This is a genomic window from Limisphaera sp. VF-2 (assembly GCF_049537125.1).
GTDB lineage: Bacteria > Verrucomicrobiota > Verrucomicrobiia > Limisphaerales > Limisphaeraceae > Limisphaera.
Genome location: NZ_JBMVQY010000001.1, coordinates 1,358,025 through 1,378,804, shown reverse-complemented (window position 1 = coordinate 1,378,804; position 20,780 = coordinate 1,358,025). Strand labels below are relative to the sequence as shown.

General features: G+C 66.7%; 22 protein-coding genes. 11 read left to right on the top strand and 11 right to left on the bottom strand.

Translation table 11 applies throughout. From position 1 onward, the window contains the following. Positions 1-118 precede the first annotated feature (118 nt). On the top strand, positions 119-628 hold the full coding sequence (gene ispF, locus ACPDIT_RS04985) for a 2-C-methyl-D-erythritol 2,4-cyclodiphosphate synthase (protein ID WP_423442071.1): 510 nt from the start codon (positions 119-121) through the stop codon (positions 626-628). Beyond that, the gene (locus ACPDIT_RS04980) at positions 625-939 is read left to right on the top strand and encodes a hypothetical protein (RefSeq protein ID WP_423442070.1); all 315 of its coding nucleotides are present in this window, start codon (positions 625-627) and stop codon (positions 937-939) included. Before ispF ends, ACPDIT_RS04980 begins: the two co-directional genes overlap by 4 nt. 156 nt (positions 940-1,095) lie before the next feature. Here ACPDIT_RS04980 and ACPDIT_RS04975 read toward each other — a convergent pair whose 3' ends face one another. From ACPDIT_RS04975 to ACPDIT_RS04965, 3 genes are all read right to left on the bottom strand, one after another. Beyond that, positions 1,096-2,133: a TIM barrel protein gene (locus ACPDIT_RS04975; RefSeq protein ID WP_423442069.1), complete on the bottom strand. Its 1,038-nt coding sequence runs from the start codon at positions 2,131-2,133 to the stop codon at positions 1,096-1,098. Positions 2,134-2,342: 209 nt separating this feature from the next. Then, positions 2,343-3,206, bottom strand: coding sequence for a histone deacetylase family protein (locus ACPDIT_RS04970; RefSeq protein ID WP_423442068.1), 864 nt, complete (start codon positions 3,204-3,206; stop codon positions 2,343-2,345). A gap of 56 nt (positions 3,207-3,262) precedes the next feature. Next, entirely contained in the window at positions 3,263-4,441 is a 1,179-nt protein-coding gene (locus ACPDIT_RS04965) for an A/G-specific adenine glycosylase (RefSeq protein WP_423442067.1), read from the bottom strand. A 42-nt stretch (positions 4,442-4,483) separates the two neighbouring features. Between ACPDIT_RS04965 and rnhC the strand changes: the two genes are divergently transcribed. From rnhC to ACPDIT_RS04950, 3 genes are read left to right on the top strand one after another with little or no spacing between them, the layout of a single operon-like run. Further along, entirely contained in the window at positions 4,484-5,545 is a 1,062-nt protein-coding gene (gene rnhC / locus ACPDIT_RS04960) for a ribonuclease HIII (protein ID WP_423442066.1), read from the top strand. A gap of 10 nt (positions 5,546-5,555) precedes the next feature. Further along, positions 5,556-6,266 carry a RadC family protein gene (radC, locus tag ACPDIT_RS04955; protein ID WP_423442065.1) on the top strand — a complete coding sequence of 237 codons (711 nt, stop codon included), beginning with the start codon at positions 5,556-5,558 and terminating at the stop codon, positions 6,264-6,266. A gap of 13 nt (positions 6,267-6,279) precedes the next feature. Then, positions 6,280-7,197 carry a 50S ribosomal protein L11 methyltransferase gene (locus ACPDIT_RS04950; protein WP_423442064.1) on the top strand — a complete coding sequence of 306 codons (918 nt, stop codon included), beginning with the start codon at positions 6,280-6,282 and terminating at the stop codon, positions 7,195-7,197. A 51-nt stretch (positions 7,198-7,248) separates the two neighbouring features. Here the strand turns inward: ACPDIT_RS04950 and hemC are convergent, their stop codons facing one another. Genes hemC through ACPDIT_RS04930 form a run of 4 tightly spaced genes read right to left on the bottom strand, consistent with a single transcriptional unit; the run spans position 7,249 to position 10,621 of the window. Then, positions 7,249-8,289, bottom strand: a complete 1,041-nt coding sequence (gene hemC, locus ACPDIT_RS04945) for a hydroxymethylbilane synthase (protein ID WP_423442063.1) — start codon at positions 8,287-8,289, stop codon at positions 7,249-7,251. After that, on the bottom strand, positions 8,282-9,334 hold the full coding sequence (gene hemA / locus ACPDIT_RS04940) for a glutamyl-tRNA reductase (protein ID WP_423442062.1): 1,053 nt from the start codon (positions 9,332-9,334) through the stop codon (positions 8,282-8,284). The genes hemC and hemA overlap by 8 nt, the downstream gene beginning before the upstream one ends. A gap of 21 nt (positions 9,335-9,355) precedes the next feature. Next, entirely contained in the window at positions 9,356-10,174 is an 819-nt protein-coding gene (gene ccsA / locus ACPDIT_RS04935; RefSeq protein ID WP_423442061.1) for a cytochrome c biogenesis protein CcsA, read from the bottom strand. Between the two features lie 21 nt (positions 10,175-10,195). Next, positions 10,196-10,621: a DUF5069 domain-containing protein gene (locus ACPDIT_RS04930; protein WP_423442060.1), complete on the bottom strand. Its 426-nt coding sequence runs from the start codon at positions 10,619-10,621 to the stop codon at positions 10,196-10,198. Between the two features lie 538 nt (positions 10,622-11,159). On the opposite strand from ACPDIT_RS04930, the gene ACPDIT_RS04925 reads away from it, so the two are divergent. The 6 genes from ACPDIT_RS04925 (at position 11,160) to ACPDIT_RS04900 (ending at position 17,446) form a co-directional block, all read left to right on the top strand. Then, positions 11,160-11,555, top strand: coding sequence for an NADH-quinone oxidoreductase subunit A (locus ACPDIT_RS04925; protein WP_423442059.1), 396 nt, complete (start codon positions 11,160-11,162; stop codon positions 11,553-11,555). A gap of 90 nt (positions 11,556-11,645) precedes the next feature. Beyond that, positions 11,646-13,082 carry a phosphoglucomutase/phosphomannomutase family protein gene (locus tag ACPDIT_RS04920; RefSeq protein WP_423442058.1) on the top strand — a complete coding sequence of 479 codons (1,437 nt, stop codon included), beginning with the start codon at positions 11,646-11,648 and terminating at the stop codon, positions 13,080-13,082. Between the two features lie 457 nt (positions 13,083-13,539). Beyond that, positions 13,540-14,196, top strand: a complete 657-nt coding sequence (locus ACPDIT_RS04915) for a (2Fe-2S)-binding protein (RefSeq protein WP_423442057.1) — start codon at positions 13,540-13,542, stop codon at positions 14,194-14,196. Continuing rightward, positions 14,189-16,282: a xanthine dehydrogenase family protein molybdopterin-binding subunit gene (locus tag ACPDIT_RS04910; protein ID WP_423442056.1), complete on the top strand. Its 2,094-nt coding sequence runs from the start codon at positions 14,189-14,191 to the stop codon at positions 16,280-16,282. Before ACPDIT_RS04915 ends, ACPDIT_RS04910 begins: the two co-directional genes overlap by 8 nt. Next, complete coding sequence (locus ACPDIT_RS04905) at positions 16,279-17,241, top strand: FAD binding domain-containing protein (RefSeq protein ID WP_423442055.1); 963 nt, start codon at positions 16,279-16,281, stop codon at positions 17,239-17,241. Before ACPDIT_RS04910 ends, ACPDIT_RS04905 begins: the two co-directional genes overlap by 4 nt. A 4-nt stretch (positions 17,242-17,245) precedes the next feature. Beyond that, positions 17,246-17,446, top strand: a complete 201-nt coding sequence (locus tag ACPDIT_RS04900; protein ID WP_423442054.1) for a hypothetical protein — start codon at positions 17,246-17,248, stop codon at positions 17,444-17,446. Positions 17,447-17,709: 263 nt separating this feature from the next. Here the strand turns inward: ACPDIT_RS04900 and ACPDIT_RS04895 are convergent, their stop codons facing one another. The 4 genes from ACPDIT_RS04895 to ACPDIT_RS04880 form a co-directional block, all read right to left on the bottom strand. Beyond that, positions 17,710-18,600: a UbiA-like polyprenyltransferase gene (locus tag ACPDIT_RS04895; protein WP_423442053.1), complete on the bottom strand. Its 891-nt coding sequence runs from the start codon at positions 18,598-18,600 to the stop codon at positions 17,710-17,712. A 92-nt stretch (positions 18,601-18,692) separates the two neighbouring features. Next, positions 18,693-19,250, bottom strand: coding sequence for a UbiX family flavin prenyltransferase (locus ACPDIT_RS04890; RefSeq protein ID WP_423442052.1), 558 nt, complete (start codon positions 19,248-19,250; stop codon positions 18,693-18,695). Positions 19,251-19,376: 126 nt separating this feature from the next. Beyond that, positions 19,377-19,838: an SsrA-binding protein SmpB gene (gene smpB / locus ACPDIT_RS04885; protein WP_423442051.1), complete on the bottom strand. Its 462-nt coding sequence runs from the start codon at positions 19,836-19,838 to the stop codon at positions 19,377-19,379. A gap of 68 nt (positions 19,839-19,906) precedes the next feature. After that, entirely contained in the window at positions 19,907-20,167 is a 261-nt protein-coding gene (locus tag ACPDIT_RS04880) for a DNA-directed RNA polymerase subunit omega (protein WP_423442050.1), read from the bottom strand. Positions 20,168-20,780: the final 613 nt, after the last annotated feature.

Sequence of the window (20,780 nt, the reverse complement as noted above, 5' to 3'; positions counted from 1 at the left end):
GCAGGCGCGCGTGGGAGGGGCCTTTCAGGGCTGCGTCCGGCACGCGGACGTGAGCGGAAGGGCCGGTTTCAGGACAAGCGCGGTTGTCGCGGGGCGGCGGGTCGGTATACTGCGTCGCATGGTGCGAGTGGGGATTGGCTACGACGTGCATGCGTTGGTGGCGGGCCGGCCCCTGGTGTTGGGCGGGGTGGAGATTCCGCACACGCACGGGTTGGAAGGGCATTCGGATGCGGACGCGCTGATGCATGCCATTTGCGATGCGGTGTTGGGGGCGCTGGGCGCAGGCGACATCGGACAGCACTTTCCGAACACCGATCCGCGTTGGAAGGGCGTGCCGAGCCGGATCTTTTTGGAGGAGGCGGCCCGGCAGGTGCGGCAGCGCGGCGGCCGGATTTTGAACGTGGACGCCACGGTGGTGGCGCAGCAGCCGCGCCTGGCCCCGCATGTGACGGCGATGCGCACCAACATTGCCGCGGCACTGGGGTTGAGTCCGGGTCAGGTCGGAGTCAAGGCCACGACCAACGAGGGACTTGGTTTTCTCGGCCGCGGGGAAGGCATTGCCGCCCTGGCGGTGGCCGCGGTGGAATTGCCCGTGGAGGGAGAGCAGAGGGGGACATCGGCGGTGTGAGCGAGGCGGGGGCCGTCCCGATCGCCCGGAAGGCGCAAGCCATGGCCAAGGCCGAGATCAGTTGGAAACGCAGGGCGCCCGACGGCACCAGGCTGCAGGTGTACGCCCACCTGGTGGGGGGTGAATGGCGTTTTTACATCCGCAGCCGCCGGTACGAGAGGTGGATGCCCGTCAAGGATCCGCCCCTGGAGGATTGGCTGGCCCTGCTGGACGCGGTGCGACGGCTCGTCCCGCGCCGACGTTACCAGCCCGAGGACGAAGCGCACCTGCGCCAGCGCATTCGCGAGCGGTTTCCGGAGGTGGACCTCTGAAAGGCCTGGAACGGACCGTCGCGGTGGCTGCAGGGTCCCGGGGTCCCGCTGCGGGCTCCCTCGACGGCCCAACGGATTCCGCAGGTTCTCCCGGGGCTGACGTCGGCGCGCGGGCACGGGGCGGGCGCCGGTCGGGGCGCCCGGCCCTCCGCCGGGTCAACGGCCCATCAAATGCTCGAGCACCATCTGATCGAGCGCCGCGTAGTTGCGGTCGCGGATCAACGCCCGGGCCTGTTTCTCGTCAAAGGTTCGCGCTTTCTCGACCAGTCGGAGGAAGGTGCGCCGGCTGTTTTCCAAATGGGCCAACCAGTGCTCGACCTTGGTGGTGCGGAAGGGGTGGACGTCGAAGCAGACGTATTCGCCCTTGCGCCCGTAGCCGTTGCGTTCGAGGGCGCGCACCTGGTTGAACGCCACGCGCAGGTTGGCGCTGCCAAAGGGCTTGTCCTGATCGAACTTGAGCCCGTTCTGGTCGTTGAGGTGAATCGACCAGAGCTTGCCAAAGGCGCAGGCGAAATCGATTTCGTCCGCCGGGTCGAGGCCGGCCAGGATGGCGTGTGCGGTCTCGATGAGGCAGCCGACGCGGTCGGGGTCGTCGGTCAGTTGGGCCAGGGCCAGGGCATGCCCGATGGTGGGGATGTAGGCCTGGTCCATCGGCTCGTTGGGTTTGGGCTCGATGGCGATGCGGATTTTCCGGTCATACGCGAGCATGCGGTTGATGGCCTCGACCAGGTAGTCCACACACCGCCGCGCGTTTTTGGACTCGCGCACGTAGGTCCCCTCGCGGGCCAGCCACAAGACGATGAGGTCGGTGCCCAGTTCCCGGGCCACGTCGATGCAACGGAGGGAGCGCTGGATGGCGTAGGCGCGGCATTTGGGATCGTTGCTGGTGTAAGCGCCGTCAATGGTGCGGGGATCGAACCACAGCCGCGGGGCGACCATTTCGGCGGCGATGCCGGCGTCGGACAGTTTGCGCCGCAGCGCGCGTGCCTCCTGGCGCACCTGCGCGTCGGTCTTTTGGTCAATGTCCGGCACGGCGTCGTCGTCGTGAAACATCATCGCGTCGAATCCGATTTTTTTCAGCGCTTCGAGTTTCCATTCGAAGCTTTGCGGGGGACGCACGGGTGGGCCGTAGGGATCCTGCCCTTCGCTGATGTTCCAGGGGCCGAAACAGAATTTGTATGGTTGAGGTTTCATAGGTTCGCGGCCCCACCTTAGCCGGACGGCATGGGCTGAGAAGTCCAAAGTGGAAGGTGGCCGTGCGCGCTGGAAGGCCTCCGGGCCTTTGTTGGGACGAAGAGGTGTGCGCGGCAGGGCGGCCGTGGCCGGCGGTCTATCGGATCTCAACAGCCCCGGGAGGACGTTTCCCCGGGACGGCGGTGGTAGCCTTGCGGGGCCGTGCCGGTTCAGAGGTCATGCAGGCCTTTGAGGTAGGCGAAGATGAGCTCGGGCAGGTCGCGGCTGTACCCCCCCTCCAACAAGCTGGCGGTGGGACAGTTCAGGGACCGAATCATGCGTCCCAGCCAGTGGAAATCCTCGACTTCGAGGGTCTCGCGAGCGAGCGGGTCCCGCACGTAGGCGTCGAACCCGGCGGAGACGATCAACAGCCCGGGCTGAAACCTGCGGATGTCATCGATGGCCTGTTCCAGGGCACGTCGGTATTCATCGGCCGGTGTGGCCGGGGGCATGGGGTAGTTCCGGCAGTTGGTGCCGCGATGCTCGGTGCCGGTGCCGGGATAGCAGGGATGCTGATGGACCGAGACGTACAGGGTGCCGGGCTGATCCAGCAAAATGTCCTCCGTGCCGTTGCCGTGGTGGACGTCGAAGTCGAACACGGCCACCCGGTCCACGCCCTCGGCACGGGCCGCCAGGGCGGCGATGGCTGCATTGTTCAGATAGCAGAAACCCATGGCACGATTGCGGGTGGCGTGGTGGCCGGGGGGGCGCATGAGGCTGAAGGTGCGCTCTCCCTGCAGCGCGCGTCGGGAGGCGGTGAGCGCGGCGGCCGCGGAGCGGCGGGCGTGTTCGGCAATGTCCGGAAACCATGCCGTGTCCAGATCGAAATCCCGCGGTTCGAGCAGCCGCTCGAGGTGGGCACGGGTATGGGCCCGCAGCAATTCCGCTTCGGTGACGTCGCCGGGCTCCGCCCAGGTCAACGAGAGGTCGGACTGGCCACGCAACCGTTCCAGCGTGGCGCGGATGCGCAGGGGTCGTTCCGGGTGGCCGGGCGCGTGGTAGCCGGTGCAACGTTCATCCGTGATGATCGTCATCGGGCCGGCATTTAAGCAGAAGGCCCGGGCTGAACGCAGGCCTTTTTCTCGGGTTTTTACTCTTGTGGGGTCCGGGCCTTCGTATCGGGCGGCCTGCCGGCTCCCTCGCGTCGGAGGTGTTGCAGGATCTTTCGGGTGAGCCGGGTCATGGGACGCGCCTGGAGCTGTCGCTGCGTGAGCCAGCGGCCCTCGGGCCAGGGGCCCTGCAGCCGGCCTTCCCACACCTCCACGCGAAACCGGTAGCGGGTGATATGATGGGTCAGTCGAAACAGTGGCGCGGCCCCGATCGCTCGAATCGGCGGGTCCCCGGGGTTCACGCGGGCCGCTCCGTCAGGCTGCGGCAGGTGCCGCGGCTCGAATGTGGGCAGTTCCCAGTAACCGCCGTTGACTTCTTGCGGGGGGCGGACTCGAACCAGCCAGTGCGACCCCTGTCGCACGAGCCAGACGAGCAGAGGTCGTTCTTCCGGAGCAGGCCTTCCGGAGTTGGCGGGGTGCAACGGACCCGGGTGACGCCGAAACCTGCAGGCGCGCTGCAGGGGGCAGCTCGGGCAGCGTGGCCGCAGCGGCGTGCAAATTGTGGCGCCCAGTTCCATGAGGGCCTGGTTGAGGGCGGAACAGGGAGGGCAGGCGGGCGGGCCGCCGTGGTGCGAGGCAGGGGTGCACCGTTCCAGACGCACCGGAGGGAATTGGACGGCGCATTCCACCAACTGGCGGGCAGCCGCCCAGGCCAGCGAACTGGAAGCCTCCAAGGGCCGGCCGAGCAACCGGCTCAGCACACGGGCCACGTTGCCGTCCACGACGGGCGTGGGCTGATTGAAGGCGGCGCTGCAGATGGCGCCGGCGGTGTAACGGCCCACGCCCGGCAGGGCCAGCACGTCCTCGAATCGTTCGGGAAACCGCCCGCCATGCTGTTGCAGGATTTGGCGGGCCGCAGCCTGGAGATGCTGCACCCGGCGGTAGTACCCGAGCCCTTCCCACAGTTTCCGCAACCGGTCCGGTTTGGCGCGTGCCACCGCGGCCACGTCGGGCAGACATCGCATCCAGCGTTCCCAGTACGGCAACACCGTGGCCACGCGCGTCTGTTGCAGCATGACCTCTGCGATCCAGATGGCATAGGGATCGCGAGTGCGCCGCCAGGGCAGGTCGCGCGCCTTCGCTCCAAACCAGCACAGCAACGCGCGGACAAGCGCCCGCCGTTGCCGCGCGGTCCACGGGGGTTGGGATGGGACCGACATGGACTTGCGGCAGCGTAACGGGTGTCAGTAGGTTGCGCCAGCATGGCCGCGCCTTTGAGTCATTACACCGTGGTGCTCACCGAACGCCAGGCCGAGGCCCTCGAAGCCTACTGCCGACAGCACGGCTTCACCTTCCGGGAGGTGCCTCACGCGCGTTTCGGGGCGTTTCGTGACGATGTGAACGTCGTCTGCTACCGCAGTGGCAAGGCCGTGGTCCAGGGCCGGGGTACGCGCGATTTTGTGCAGTTTGTGCTGGAGCCGGAGATTCTCAGGGAAGCGCGGCTTGGTTACGAATTGGAACTGCAGCCGGAGCTGAAACTGGCGCGGGTGGGCGTGGACGAATCGGGCAAGGGCGACCTTTTCGGGCCGCTGTGCGTGGCGGCGGTTTACGTGAACGAGTCGGTGGTCCGGGCCTGGCAGGAGACGGGCATTCGGGACAGCAAACGGGTGGGCAGTGACGCGGCCATTCGGGATCTGGCCCGGCAGATTCGCACCACGCCGGGCTGTGTGTTCGAGGTGGTGGTGATCGGCAACGAAGCCTACAACCGCTGCTGGACCCAAATGGGCAATGTCAACCGTCTCCTGGCCTGGGCCCATGCGCGGGCGGTGGAGAACCTGCTGCACAAGGACGGTCGGTTGGAACCGTTCCCCGTGCGGGTGATCAGCGATCAGTTCGCGCGGGATCCGCGGCTGGTGCAACGGGCTCTGATGGCCCGGGGGCGTCAACTGGAGCTGATTCAGCGGCACCGGGCCGAGGCCGACCCGGCGGTGGCGGCGGCTTCGATCCTGGCGCGGGAGGCGTTTCTGGATCGGTTGACCCAGATGAGCCGCCGCTGGGGCGTAGCTTTGCCGAGGGGCGCCGGCCCGGAGGCCCGGACGGCACTCCGCGAGTTGGTGCAGCGTCACGGCCCCGACGTCTGTCGCCAGACGACCAAACTCCACTTTCGCACCGTGGCCGAAGTGCTGGGTGAACTGGGTCTGCCTCTGCCCCGGCTCCCCGCTGCGGGCCGGGCCGGGGATGCCGACTCGGGTGCACCCTCCGGGACAGAAGGCCAGGAGCCCTCGGACCTTTTTGGGCGTGCGCCCGGGGGCGGGCCCCGGTAAATGACGGGCCGTGGCATCGCATCTGCGTTTGAAGGATCAGCTTCCGGCCGAGCGACCACGCGAGCGGCTGGCGCAGCGGGGACCGGACGCGCTGACCTCGGCGGAATTACTGGCCATTTTGTTGCGCACCGGCCACCGCGGCGCCAACGCAGTCGAACTGGGCCATGAACTGTTGCGCCGGTTCGGCTCTTTGCACGCGCTGGCCCAGGCAACCGTCGAAGAGCTCCGGCAGATCAAAGGCGTGGGCCGGGACAAGGCGGTCACCGTGGCCGCCGCATTCGCACTGGCGCGTCGGCTGGTCGAGGAACGGGTGGAGGAAAGCGAACCTCTCAATCATCCCGAGGCGGTGGCCCGACTCGTGCGCGAACAGGCCCGCCTCGCCACCGTGGAGACCTTTTGGGTGGCCTTGTTGAACACCCGTCACCGGCTCTTGAAGCTGGAAAAGATTTCCCAGGGCACTCTCGACACGATCCTGGTGCATCCCCGCGAGGTGTTTCGACTGGCCATCGCGGCCAAGGCTGCGGCCCTGATCCTGATCCACAACCATCCCAGCGGGGACCCCACTCCGTCCGAGGCGGATTTGCGGGTTACACGCGACCTGGTCCGCGCCGGCCAGATCCTGCGCATCGATGTCCTCGACCACATCATCCTGGGCCGGGCCACCGCCACCCGGACCCGGGACTACGTCTCGCTGCGCGAGCTGGGGGCGTTGCATGCTTGACCCCCTTCGGACCATGGCCTCCGCCGATTGCTCCGGCGAGCTTTGGCAGGTGGAAGTACGGTGTCCGCGGTCCTGCGCCGAGGCGGTGGCGCAGGTCGTGGCCGAAACCTGGCAGGTGACCCCCGTGGTGGAGTATCGCCCGGGCCGCTCCACCGCTTGTGTGCGGGCCTTTCTGCCTTCGGCCCCTCCGGCAGATCAGTGGCTGCGGGAACGATCCGCATTGCGGCAGCGGCTCGCGCAGCTCCGCAGCGCAGGGCGGCAGCCGTGTCGTTGCACAATCCGCGCCCGGCCCCTGGCGAAGGAGAACTGGGCGGAAAGCTGGAAGCGCCACTTCCACATCCTCCGCGTGGGACCCCTGGTGGTTCGCGCCAGTTGGCAGACAACGGCCCTCCAATCCAACCAGTGCGAGGTTGTCCTGGATCCGGGGCTGAGTTTCGGCACCGGACACCATCCCACCACGCGGTACTGCCTGGAAGAACTGGTGCGCCGGCGCACCCCCGGGCTGCCGCGACCGTTCCTGGACGCCGGGACCGGCTCCGGCATTCTGGCGATTGCCGCTGCCAAACTGGGGTACCGGCCCGTGGACGCCCTGGATTACGATCCGGTTGCCGTGGAGACCGCCCGGATCAACGCGAAGGCCAACGGAGTGGCCGACCAGGTTCGGGTTCGCCAGGTTGACCTGCTGCGACTGCCTTTGCGAGGGGTGCGGTACGGGCTGATCTGTGCCAACGTCACCGCCCCGGTGTTGTTGGCGGCACGGGAACGGCTCGCACGGCGGCTGGCTCCCGGCGGATGGCTGGCCGTGGCCGGGATTCTGGATCGGGAGTTCGGCGCGGTGCAGAGGGCGTACGAGGCCCTGGGGCTGGTTTGTGTGCGTTCGCGTCGGGATGGACGGTGGCGTTCGGGCACGTTTTACAGACCGGAGGCCTGAGTCCCCGGAATTCGTGGGGCCGGGCGGCCACGCGCGTCCGTGCGACCTCCCTCAGCCCGTGCACCCGGTCGGTTCCTTGAGCCGAGCCGCCACGGTTTCCCCCAGGGGCACCGGTTCCTTGATGGATCCCACGGCTTCTGCCCGGCGCACCCCTTCCACAAAGGAGATCGCGCGCAAGCGGAGCCGATCGCCCTCGGCCTCGGCATACGCGGCCACGGGGCTCTGGCAGCCGCCCCCCATGGCCCGGAGCAACGCACGTTCCGCAGTTACGGCCTGGAAGGTGTTGTAGTGATTGAGCTGGGCGCAGATGGCCTCCATGCGTTCGTCGTCCGCGCGGATTTCCAGGCCCACCGCCCCTTGGCCCACACAGGGCAACATCAGCTCCAGCGGCAAAATCACCGCCCGCAATCCCTCCGGAACGGCGTCCCCAACGAGTCGGCCCTCGGCCGTGATCTGAAAGTTCAGCCGGCTCAATCCGGCCAGGGCCAGGACGGTGGCGTCGAGACTGTCGCGGGTGGCCAGTTTCTCCAACCGCGTGGGCACGTTGCCGCGCAGCTCGACGAACTTCAGCCCCGGATGCAACGCCCGCAGTTGCGCCTGCCGTCGGGTGCTGCTGGTGCCGATGACCGCCCCTGCCGGCAGATCGGTCAGTCGCAGATTCGGTCCCCAGCCGCGCAGCGCCGCCTGGCCCGGCACCCATTCCTCCGCAGGGCGTTGCGCCAAACTCGCAAAGTAGGCGCCGTCCCGGTACACGAGTACATCGCGTACATCTGCTCTCCGTGTGACTGCGCCCAGTTTCAATCCGGCCGGCAACTCCGTGGGCAGGTCCTTGAGACTGTGGACGGCCAGGTCGGCCCTGCCCTTGAGCAACGCTACTTCCAGTTCCTTTGTGAAAAGACCCTTGGGCAGGGAACGTCCGGACTGGGCCAGGGAGGCGGTCTGAAGTTTGTCCCCGGTGGTCTTGATGATTTTGAGTTCGAACCGGAGCCGCGGAAACGCGGCCCGGCACTGGGCCAGCACCGCGTGAGCCTGTGCCAGGGCCAGGGCACTGCCGCGAGTGGCCACCAGGATGGGACGAGACGCGTCAGGCATGGGAGGGGGCCGGGTCGCCCGGCGTGGATGGGCGCGGCGGGGGATCGAGCAGGGCGCGCACCTTTTCGCGGATGATGGCTTCGCAGCGAGCAACTTCGGCCTGGCGCTGTCGGAGATAGTCATCCGCAATGCACTGCAAGTCGTCCACGTTGTACAGGTACACATCGTCCAGCTCGTTGACCGCCGGGTCGATGTCCCGGGGCACGGCGATGTCCACCAGCAACAAGGGTCGCCGCGGCCGTTGTCGCATCCACGCCTCCAGGCGCGGGCGATCCAACAGGTAATGCGGCGAGGCGGTGCTGCTGATGACGATGTCCACCTGGGGAAAGGCCTCGGGCCACTCTTCGAACCGAATCGCCCTGCCGCCCAGGCTCTGGGCCAGGGCCTCGGCACGTTCCGGGGTGCGATTGGTGACCCAAACACGCGTGACTCCGCGTGACACCAGCGCACGCGCCACTTTTTCACTGGTGTCGCCGGCGCCGATGACCAGCACGGTGCGATCCCGCAGGGAACTGAACAGCCGTTCGGCCAGCTCGACGGCCACGGCGGCCACCGAGGTGCTCCCCCGCTGAATCTGGGTTTCGGTGCGAATCTGCTTGGCCACGTGAAACGCGCGTTGAAACGCCTTGTTGAGACGCGGTCCGGTGAACCCGCGCTGTCGGGCCAGCTCGTAAGCCTGTTTCAATTGACCCAGGATTTCCGTCTCTCCCAGCACCATCGAGTCCAGCCCGCACGCGACCCGGAACAGATGTTCCACGCTCTGCGGCTCGGTGTAGCGGTAGAGGTGGTCGGTCAAGGGATCGTGATAGTCATGGCAGCGATGCAGAAACTCCTCCAGGTCGTCGAAGGCGAGTTCCGCGGGCAGCCGGGTGGCCACGTAAATCTCCACCCGGTTGCACGTGCTGAGGATCACGGCCTCCTCGGCCACGCCCGTTTCGCGCAACGTTTGCAGGGCGGCCGGGATCCGCGCCTCGGCAAAGGCCAGTCGCTCGCGGAGTGCCACCGGGGCGGTGCGATGATTGATGCCGATGACCAGGATGCCCATGCGCAAGGATCTCCCCGCCCTCTACGGATGATGCAGCGGGGACAGCAGGTTCGTCCCCCAGAACGTCAGCAGCACGAAGCCGAAGACGCCCACCAACCCCCACGCAAACCGCCGCGAGGAAAGTCCGCGCCAATGCCAGAGCAACAGCGCGGCATACGCTGCCCACAGGACCGCGGACCACACGACCTTGGGATCGCCGGCCAACCGGGTGCCCGGCGGCGGCGTCAAACGACTGCCCAGCAGGAGCGACACGGTCAAAAGCCCCCAGCCCGTTTGTGCCAGGCGCCGCGCCACGAGTTCCAGACGCTCGATGGGCGGCAGCCGCGCCATCAGAGCGCGCAGCTTGTGCCACTTCAAATCATGGGCCTGCATCAGGTACAGCCCCGCCGCAGCCGCCCCCAGTCCAAAGGCGCCATAAGCCAGCAGTGCCAGGGCCGCGTGCATGCTTTCCAGGGCCCGGTTGGCCTGCAACACCGGGCCCGAAGGCGTGTCGAGCGCCGGCATCAGGGCAAAGACTCCCAGCGCCAGTTGCAGCGGTGCCACCAGCGCCCCCACCGATCGCATCCGGGGCCACAGTCCCAGCCCCAGGTATGCCACCATCAGACTCCAACCCACGAACATGGTGGCCTCGTAAAGATTGCGCACCGGGCAGTGCTGCAAACTCAGACCCCGCTCCAGCAAAGCCCACGTGTGCGCGACAAAACCCGCCGCCATCAAGCCGTAGTTGATCCAGTCGTCCCGGCGGAACCCGCGGCGCCAGAGGAACACCGAATACACCGTGGCCAGCCCGTAGGCGACCACGGCCAGCAGAAACAGATGCCGATCGGTCCAGGGATTCACATCCACGGCTCCACGACGCCCTCAAATGCGCTTCTCATCGGCGTCAATGAAATCCACAAAGGTCCGAATGTCATCCCGATGCGCGAGCCCGGCCTGTTCCTTGCGCCAACGCAACCGGGCCTGGCCCTCGGCATCGTCCGGTTTCGGGTAACTGAGCATTTCCTGCCGATGCGCCTCCTTGACTTCTGGCGGCACCTTCACGTGTTGTCGCACCCAGTCGCAGACCTGCCCGTCAATGATCGAATTCTTCACCACCTCCACCATCTGCTCGTGCGTCAGGCCCGCATACTTCAGCCACAGGCCGTCGAAGCCCTTGCCCAGGTTGGGCAGGTAATCCGGGTGCAGCCGCCCGGCCAGAAACAGCCGGATCTTGTCGATGTACCGGGGCAGATGCATCCACCCGTCCATCACCTCACGGGGACTGCGCGGATAGATGATTTCGCTCATGGGCCTCATCATCCGGGCCCTGGTGCCTTGCTGTCAATCCTGCCGCCCTGATCCAACCGGGGGCCGGGGCCGGGTCGGGGGACAGGACTCCGAATCCACCGGAGTCCTGCCGGCGCCATTTGACCGTCCCGCCCGTGACCTCAGCAGGCTCCTGCCGGGACCTCCGACGGTCCGCTGGCACTTGCGCAGATGCAGGACCCGGGCTCGTTGCGGTATCGTCCCACGGTTTCGGCGGCTTGCAGGAGGCCGCAACAGGGGAAGCCCCGGCGCAGATGAGTTGAAGTGACGTCGGGAGAAACTGTGGACAAGCGGTTGTCCCCTCCCCGCACGGTCTGAAAGCCGGGCGGTTTTGATGAAAACCGGCCCCGCGCTCGGCGGCGCAGCTCTCGCTGCCCGACGCGAAAGGGGCTTCGACCCTCCGGGGGCCTCGCGGCGGCAACGTTGCGCGTGCGCCGGCCGGGCGGGTCACTGATCCCGGGCGCTGCTGCGGCCGCCAAACTTGCCAGCCACGCGTCACTGGCCTTAGTTTTGCGCGCAAATGAGCGCTGGGTCGCAATTTGAGCAATACTGGGGCGTCCTGGTTCTGTTGGTGCTCGCGGTCACCGCCGTCGGGGGCATGATCGTGCTGTCGTTTCTTCTGGGGAAACGGGCGCGACGCACCCGGATCAAGGACACGGCCTACGAATGCGGCATGATCCCGGCCGGTTCCGGGCCGGGTCGGGTGAGCATTCGGTTTTATCTCGTGGCGATGTTGTTCATCCTGTTCGACATCGAGGTGGTCTTTCTCTACCCGTGGGCGGTGGTGTACCGGGAGATGTTGAGCGATCCCGCCACACGCGCCCTGGTGTTCGGCGGGATTCTGCCTTTCCTGGGTTTTCTGGGCGTGGGCCTGCTCTACGAGATCAAAAAACGTGGGTTTGACTGGCAAACATAACCCGTCCGCGGCAGGCCCCGGACGCGGCGCAACGGGCATCCCTGTCGGAGACTCCCTTTCTGGTTCCGCACGATGTCAGGCAACAAGGCTATGACAACACCGATTAAGTTCGGTACCAGTGGTTGGCGCGGCATCATCGCCCAGGACTTTACCTTTGACAATGTGCGCCTGGCCACCCAGGGCATCGCGGATTATCTGAACGCGGAGCGCAAGCGGGAAGGATCGGCGCTGTCCCGGCGCAAGCCCGTGGTCATCCTGGCTTACGACACCCGCTTCCTGGGTCGGGAGTTCGCCCTGGCGGCAGCGGAGGTCCTGGCCGCCAACGAGTTGCAACCCTTGCTGTGCAACCGCGACACCCCGACGCCCGTCGTGGCCTACACCATTCGCAAACGCCGGGCCCTCGGCGGCATCAACTTCACCGCCAGCCACAACCCCGCCGAGTATCAGGGGTTGAAGTTCTCCCCGGCCAATGGCGCTCCGGCCCCGCCGGAGATCACCCGCCAGATCGAGGAAGCGATCGCGCGACGCCAGGCCGAGGGCTGGACGTTCCGTGGCGCGGTCATCGGCACCTACCGGTGCCCGACCTTCGATCCCCAGCCGGCTTATGTGCGTCATCTCCGGCGCCTGGTGCAGTTCGATGTCATCCGCCGCGCGCGACTCAAGGTCATCGTCAACGTCTGTCACGGTACCGGCCGCGGGTACCTGGACAAACTGCTGCAAGAGGCGGGGGCTCAGGTCACGGTCTTGAATGAACGACCCGACCCGCTCTTCGGCGGGCATCATCCCGAGCCCGACGCCGCCGGGATGGCCGAGGCCGCCGCACTCGTGCGAAAGACCCGGGCGCATTTGGGGCTGGGGACCGACGGCGACGCCGACCGGTTCGGGGTCGTGGACGCGGACGGCCGATGGCTGACGCCCAATCAAGTGTTGGTCCTGACGCTTTATCACCTGGTCAGGAATCGCGGCTGGAAGGGTTGCGTGGTCCGGTCGGTCCCCACCAGCCACCAGGTGGATGCCGTGGCGGCCCTGTTCGGCGTGCCCGTGCGCGAAACCCCCGTCGGCTTCAAATACATCGGCGCGGTGATGGAATCCGAGCCGGTCATCGTGGGCGGAGAGGAGTCCGGCGGGCTCAGCATCCAGGGACACGTGCCGGAAAAGGACGGCATCCTGGCCTGCTTGCTCATGGCCGAGTTGGTGGCCACGGAAAAACGATCCCTGGGCCGAATCCTCGCCGCCCTGGAGAAGCAAACCGGCCCGTTCTACACCGAGCGCCTGAACATCCGCATCGTCCCCGAGCAAAAGGATGCCATCCTGAAGCGTCTGGCCAGTGGCCTGGACCGCATCGGCCCGTTCAAGGTGGAGCAGTTCATCACCACCGACGGCTACAAGTTCCTTTTGCCCAACCAGGAATGGGTGGCGTTCCGGGCCAGCGGTACCGAGCCGATGGTCCGCTGTTACCTCGAGGCGCGTTCCGAGCGCAACCTGGCCCGGTTGCGCGCGGCGTGTCGGAAGCTCCTGGCCCTGTAGGGCAAAGCCGCACGGCTGTCCCCCGGGCCGTGGCAATCGCCCGGCAGTCGCCTCCGCAGGGTCACACGCGTGACCGGCGACCATTGCCTCGCGTTTGTTTCGAGACGGTGTGGTCCGGGTCAAGGCCGGCAACACCTCGCGTCGGCCCCCGGAGCCAGGAGGCGTTCGTTCGCCACCGAAGCCTTCACACAGAACCGAAACCGCGGGGCCAAACCAGCCGGGAATCGACCGCACCCACGAAACACGTCGGAAGGCCCGCCGTACCGGCAACACCACCAGGCCCGTAGCACCGTCCAGTTCCGGAATCCCTCCGACCGCGCGGGGGCCTCTTCCGGGTCACCGTTCCACCCTCGCCCGCGAAACCCTCACGGCCACCAAGAACGGGCTTGCTCGCTTTAGGTTGCTTGACAGGGGTTCCTCTTCGGTCTAATCAAGGGCTGGTTGACGAACCAGGACTATGAAACCTACTGACGCCTCCTCAACCGGCCGGCTGTCCCGACGCGACTTTTTCAAAGGTCTGGGCACCACGGCAGTGGCCGCCGCGGCCGCGCAGGCCGAATCCGTCGCCCAGGAGCTGCAAAAGCTCAATGCGGAAAAGGTCCTCGGGCCCGGTCCCGTCCCGGTGACGCTCAAGGTCAACGGAAAGACCCATCGGCTCGAGCTGGAGCCCCGCGTGACCCTGCTGGATGCGCTGCGAAATCATCTGGGCCTGACGGGCCCCAAGGAGGGTTGCGACCGCGCCGCCTGCGGCGCCTGCACGGTCTGGTTGGACGGCGTGGCCATTTACGCCTGCCAAAAGCTGGCCATCGACGCCCAGGGGCATGAGATTACCACCGTGGAAGGCCTCACGCCGGACGGCCGGCTGACCCCCGTGCAGCAGGCCTTCGTCGAGCGCGACGCCCTGCAGTGTGGCTATTGCACGCCCGGCTTTGTCATGAGCGTGTCGGCCCTGTTGCGCAAGAAACCCAAACCCACCGTGGACGATGTACTGCACGCGTGCGCCGGCAACGTCTGCCGCTGCGGCACCCATCCACGTGTGTTGGAGGCGGCTTTGATCGCTGCCGGAGTTCGCCCGGTGTCCATGACCCGCACGGAGGTGATTTCCCATGTCTGAGTGGCCTGCTCAACCCAAGGTGCTCGGCACCCGTGTGCCGCGCGTGGACGGCCCGGCCAAGGTAACCGGCCAGGCGCGTTACACATCGGACGTCCAGCTGGAGGGCCTGCTGATCGGCATGATCCTCCGCTCGAAATGGCCGGCGGCGCGGATCCTCCGCATCAACCTGGACAAGGCGCGCAAGATGCCCGGCATCAAGGCCGCCGTGGCCGTCCAGGACGGCCCCCGCATCGTGCGCTATTACGGAGAAGAACTGGCCGCGGTGGCCGGCGTAAGCCGGCAGGCATGCGAAGACGCCCTGCGGGCCATCGAAATCGAGGCCGAACCTCTGCCTTTTGTGGTGCGGGAAGAGGACGCACGCAAGCCGGATGCCCCGCGTGTGTGGGAACAGGCACCCAACGCACCGCCGCCCCGCGTCCAGGAAACGGGCAACGTGGATGCAGCCTTTGCCGAGTGCGCCGCCGTCATTGAGGGCTTCTACACCACGGCCGTCCAGCTGCATCACCCCATGGAAACCCACGGCTGCACCGTCCTCTGGAACGACGAGGGCATCACTGCCTGGGCTTCCACCCAGGGCATTTTCAGCGTTCGCGACGGTCTGGCCGGCGCCCTGCGCGTCGATCAGAGCAAGGTGCGGGTCATCACCGAACACATGGGGGGCGGTTTTGGTTCCAAGTTCGGCCCCGGCGTGGAGGGGATTCTGGCGGCCCGTCTGGCCAGGGAGGCGGGTGCGCCGGTCAAACTGATGTTGTCGCGGTTCGAAGAAGCCCTGGCCGTGGGCAACCGGCCCTCCAGTTTTCAACGCATCAAGCTCGGCGCGAAAGCGGACGGTACACTGCACGCCTTCGAGTACGAAAATTATGGTACGGCCGGGGTGGGCGCCGGTCAGGCCACGGAGGGCGGTGGCGGCGGAGCGGACCTGCCGATGCCCTACATCTACCGCGTGCCCAATCGCCGCATCAAACAAACCACCGTGGCCATCAATGCCGGATCCGCCCGCGCCTTTCGCGCGCCCGGACACCCGGTCGCCTCGTTCGGCATGGAATCGGCCATGGACGACCTGGCGGTCAAACTGGGCATGGACCCGCTGGAGCTGCGCATCAAGAATGATCCCAGCGAAATCCGCCAGCGCGAATACCGCATCGGCGCCGAGCGTTTCGGGTGGAAGGAGAAATACCGCAAGCCCGGCAGTTCGCCCGGGCCGGTCAAAGTGGGCGTCGGTGTGGCCAGTGCCACCTGGGGCGGCGGGGGCAGCCGCCGTACCCAGGGCGAGGTGCAAATCAACCCGGACGGCTCGGTCGAGGTCCGCCTCGGGGTCCAGGACATCGGCACCGGAACCCGCACCGTGGCCGCGGTCGTCGCCGCGGAAGTCCTGGGCCTCAAGCCTGAACAAATCACGGTCAAATTCGGAGACACGCGTTTCCCGCCGGGGCCCGGCAGCGGCGGCAGTGTCACCAGCCCGTCGGTGGCCCCCACGGTGTTCGACGCCTGCACCCGCGCCCTTGAACAATTGCAAAAGCAGACCGGTGTACCCGATGCCCGCGGCGAGAACTGGCGTGCCGCCTGCAAGAAGCTCGGCGTGACGCCCCTGGTCGTGCAGGGGCAATGGCGCGAAGGCCTTTCCTCCAGCGGCGTCGGCGGCGTTCAGTTCGCCGAGGTCGCCGTGGACACGGAAACAGGGCTGGTCACGGTCAAGAAGATCGTCGTGGTCCAGGACTGTGGTCTGGTCGTGGATCCCCTGACTGCGGAAAGCCAGGTCAACGGCGGCGTGATCATGGGCATCGGCTTTGCCCTGTACGAAGAACGGGTGATGGACTGGCAGACCGGCGTGGTCCTGAACCCCAACTACGAGACGTACAAGCTCCCCGGCCTGGCCGATGTTCCGGAGATCGACATCGTCCTGCTCAACATGCCCGAGCGCGGCGTCATCGGACTGGGCGAGCCCGTCCACATCCCGACCGCGGCTGCCATTGCCAACGCCGTGGCCAATGCGTTGGGCGTGCGGGTGCCCAGCCTGCCCATCACGCCCCGGAAAGTCCTGGCTGCCCTGGGCAAAATCCCCGCTCCCAAATCCTCTGCCGCATGAAACCGTTTGAATACGCCACCGCTCTCACCGTCGAAAGCGCGCGTCAGTTGGCCGGCGCCAACGGTCACTACCTCGCCGGCGGGAACGACCTGCTGGGCCGGCTCAAGGACGACATCACCGAGGCCTCACGCCTCGTCAACATCAAGGCCATCCCGGGACTCAACCGCATCGAGCCCGGACCTCAAACCTGGCGGATCGGCGCCCTGGTGACCATTGCCCAAATCGAGGATCACCCGGAAATCCGCAGGGTCTTTCCCGGACTCCATCAGGCCGCCGCCGAGGTCGGTTCGCAGCAGATCCGGAACGTGGCCACGCTGGGGGGCAACCTGGCCCAGCACTCCCGTTGCTGGTACTACCGGCATCGCGACATCCAGTGCCTTAAGAAGCGGGGCCGAATCTGTTACGCCCTCGAGGGCGACAACCGTTACCACGCCCTGTTCACCGGCAACGTCTGCATCAGTCCGGTGGTCTCGAATCTGGCCATCGCGCTGACGGCGTTGGACGCCACGGCGGTGGTCTGGCGCGACGGTCAGGAACGTCGCATGACCATGGCCGAACTCTACGAGCTGGCCTGGGACAACCCCACCGCCCATCACTCGCTGCGACCGGGCGACCTGTTGCTGCGTGTGGAAATCCCCACTGTCCGTCCGCGCAGCGCCTACCTGCAGATCAGCGACAAACACAGCTTCGACTGGGCCCTCGTCAGTTGTGCGGCGGCGGCCCGAATCGAAAACGGCCGAATCCACAATGCCCGGATCGCCCTGGGCTGTGTATCGCCCGTGCCCCACCAGGTGACGGCGGCCAACCAGTTCCTGGAGGGCAAGAACCTCGACGAGGCCACCGCGGATCAGGTGGCGGACCTTTTGCTGGCCGGGGCCCAGCCCCAGGAACACAACGCCTACAAAATCCCCATGGCCCGGGCCCTGATCCGCCGGACCCTGCTTCAACTCCGAGGCTAGCGCCATGAATCCCGTCTGCCAGCATCTGCGCACCAAAAAGCTTTACATCGAGGCCGTGCCGGACGATGCCTTCAGCGATCCCGAGCTGGAACAGGCTGCCCCCTGCCATTTCTGGTGCAACCTGACCCAGACGGTGGTGGGACCCGACCAGTTGCCGGTTCACAAGAACTCCTGTCAACCGGGCCGCGCCTGTTTTGAATCTTGAACCGGCCTCCCGCTGAGGCGCAGTCCTCCCCGCTTCATTGCTGCGGTCGGCGTTCCCCGGGACATGGGGACGGCTCAAACGTGAAGGCCGCGCCCGGCCCGACTCACACGGACCCTCCGGGCAAACGTCCAAACCCACCGGAGAAAGGGTCGCGTTGCCCGCCCCGCATCCGGTCGGTGCGTCGATTGCTGAAAGCACACCGTGTCTTTTGACCGGGACCGGCGCCCGAGCCGGGCCCTCTCTGGCACCCTTCGCTGCCCGCCCTACAAGCGCAACCGGAAGCCCCCTTCAAAAACCACTTCTGCCAACGTTACGACCAGGAAGACCACGCTGATCAGTGCGTTGAGGCGGAAGAACGCCGTCTGAACCCAGTTCAAACTCCGCCGCCGCGCTATCCAGTGTTCCAACAGCACGCAAAGCAGGATCAGAAACCAGCCCACCAGATACGCCAGACGGAATCGGCAGAGCAGCCCGAACAACAGCAGCAACCCGAGCATGAGCATGTGACTCAGGAAAGCTGCGGTGAGCGCGTTCCTGGGTCCCCAGGCCACCGGCAGCGAATGCAGTCCGTGCCGCCGGTCAAATTCGTAATCTTGAAGCGAGTAAATCACATCGAACCCGGCCACCCAAAACACCACCGCCGCCGCCAGCACGACCATCCGCAGCCCGTCGAGGACCGTCAGGTCACCTCCTTTCACCGCCAGCCAGGCCCCCACCGGCGCCAAACCCAGCGCCACCCCCAGGAACAGATGCGTGTAGTGGGTGAACCGCTTCGTGACGGAGTAGAAACAGATCACGAACAGCGCCACCGGCGAAAGAACGAAGCAGAGCGGATTCAGGAACCAGCTCGTCGCCACCAACCCCGCTCCGCTCAGAGCCCACAACGCCCAGGCCGCGGGCAGCCGGATCTGCCCGGTCGGCAGGTGCCGATGCGCGGTGCGTGGGTTCCTTGCGTCGATGTCGCGGTCCACAATCCGGTTGAACGCCATCGCACACGTGCGTGCGCAAACCATGGCCAGCAGAATGAGCAGGAACGTGCGCCAGCCCGGCCATCCCTGCTGATCCCGCGCTGCCACTGCCATACCGGCCAGCGCAAACGGCAACGCAAAGATGGTGTGCGAAAACCGCACAAACGAGAGCCACTTCTGCAGCACGGCCCAGGGCCGGAAACCTCCCCGGCGCCCGGCCCCCCCCGCGGGGGCTGTCGCAGATCCCGGCTCCACCGGAACAAACTCGGTTCCCCGGTTCACTCCAACTCCTCAGCCCAACGGGGCACCAGATGATGCGGTACCCCGAGATGATCCAACACCCGCGCCACCACGGTGTCCACCACCGCCTCCACCGTCGTCGGGCAGGTGTAAAACGAGGGATTGGCCGGCAGGATCACCGCCCCGGCCTGGAGCAAAAGCTCGAAGTTGCGCACGTGGACCAGGTTCAGCGGGGTTTCCCGCGGCACCAGGATCAGCTTGCGCCGCTCCTTCAACACCACATCCGCCGCCCGCAGCAACAGGTCCTCGCTGTAACCGTGCGCGATCCGGCCCAACGTGCCCATCGTGCAGGGAATCACCACCATCGCGTCCGGCGGATTGCTCCCACTGGCAAACGGCGCGTTCATGCTGCGCGGATTGTGCACGCGCACGCCATCGGACAACCGCAACCCTCCGGGCAGCTCCGCCTCGATGACCTGCGGCGCGTACCGGCTCAACACCACGTGGATCTCGTGCTGCCGGGGATCCAGATTGTCCAACAGCCGTTGTGCATACAACGCACCGCTGGCTCCCGTGATGGCGACCAGAACCTTCATGCATCCCTTTCGGACGGTTCCACACCGGGGCCATCCGTCCACGGACAGGCCCCACGCACGCCCCGTCTGCCCAACCGACGACAACTCCCGATGCGGGGCTTCGCCATGGAGATCACCTTGCGGAGCTCAGGAACCGGACCGACGGTCGCGCCGGCTCATTGCCCGACGAAGTTCCCGCTCCGTCTCCCGCCGCTTGATCTCTTCCCGCCGATCCACCTGCGCCTTCCCGCGCGCCACCGCCAGCGCCACTTTCACCCGACCGTTTTTCCAGTACAGGGCCAGCGGAATCAGTGTGTGCCCTTTCACCGCGGCCAGGCCCGCCAGCCGATGAATCTCGTTTTTGTGCAGCAACAGCTTGCGGTCCCCCTGGGGCGGGTGATTCAACCAGCCCCCCGGACGATACTCCTCGATCCGCGCATTGCGCAGCCACACCTCCCCGTTGCGCACCTCGGCGTATGCGTCCCGCAGGTTGGCCCGCTTCTCGCGCAGGGCTTTCACCTCGGTGCCCCGCAGGACAATCCCGGCCTCCACGGTCTCCAAAATGTGGTAGTCACGCCGGGCGGTGGGATTGGCCACGATCTGCTCCATAAACTACAACTGCCAGAAGGTTGCCCCTCTGGCCAGTTGCCATCTCCCACCCCGATGGGGCGCTGCCCTCAGGTCCGACGCACGCGCTTCCGGGGTTTCTCCACCGGGCTGGATTCCTCGGGCTCGGGCAGTTCCCAACCCAGTTTGCCCTCGGCAATCTCCAGCAGCGCCACGTCGGCCGCCCCCAGGTTCTCCGCGTTGGGGACCAGGGGACGACTCAGCCCCCCTGAGCCCGACAACAACTGCCGGACCCGGCGGGAGACGATGTTGACGAGGATGTACGGATCCCCGACTTTTTCCAGTGCTCGCTTGCAAAGTTCAGCGTTCATCTTCGGCTCTCGAACCGTCCAAAGCCCAATCAAATTACAGTGCCGTCCCCGTTCTGCAACCTCAAAAGTCCGGAGCTCCGCGAACTCCCGAATCCTCGGCGGAGGAGTTCGACGCGGTTTCTGATGTTGGTGGGGGAAGGCGGCCCAACGAAGTCCATCCCGCAAAGGGGCACCCAAGGGCCCAAGTTCATCCCTCCAACGGGCCCAAAGCGCCCGGTTCGAGGGCGGGTCCGGCCAAAGCCCGAGGTGCGAAGATTGTCCGGGCAGACTTTGGCCGCACATCACGACACTCCCTTCGCACCCGGACACCGGGCCCGAGCTTCCGGACCGCCAATGAGTGGGTCGGCCCCCGCCCGACCCGCCGCCACCCCGCGGGTCGACCCGCCTCCGGCTGCGGCACCGGCGACTCATCCCCGCATGCCATCCGCTCAGCCACACCGCCGGCACCTGCACCCGCGCCTGCCGCACTCGCGCCGCCGGCAGCAGCAACACCTGCCGCAGCTGCCTCTCGAGCGGCCAGGGCTCACAGCGGTCCGGCAGGTACGGAACCTTCAGCCCGATCCCTGCATTGGAGGCCAGCGCCGCAATCGCGCAGAACATCCGGTTGGCGTTC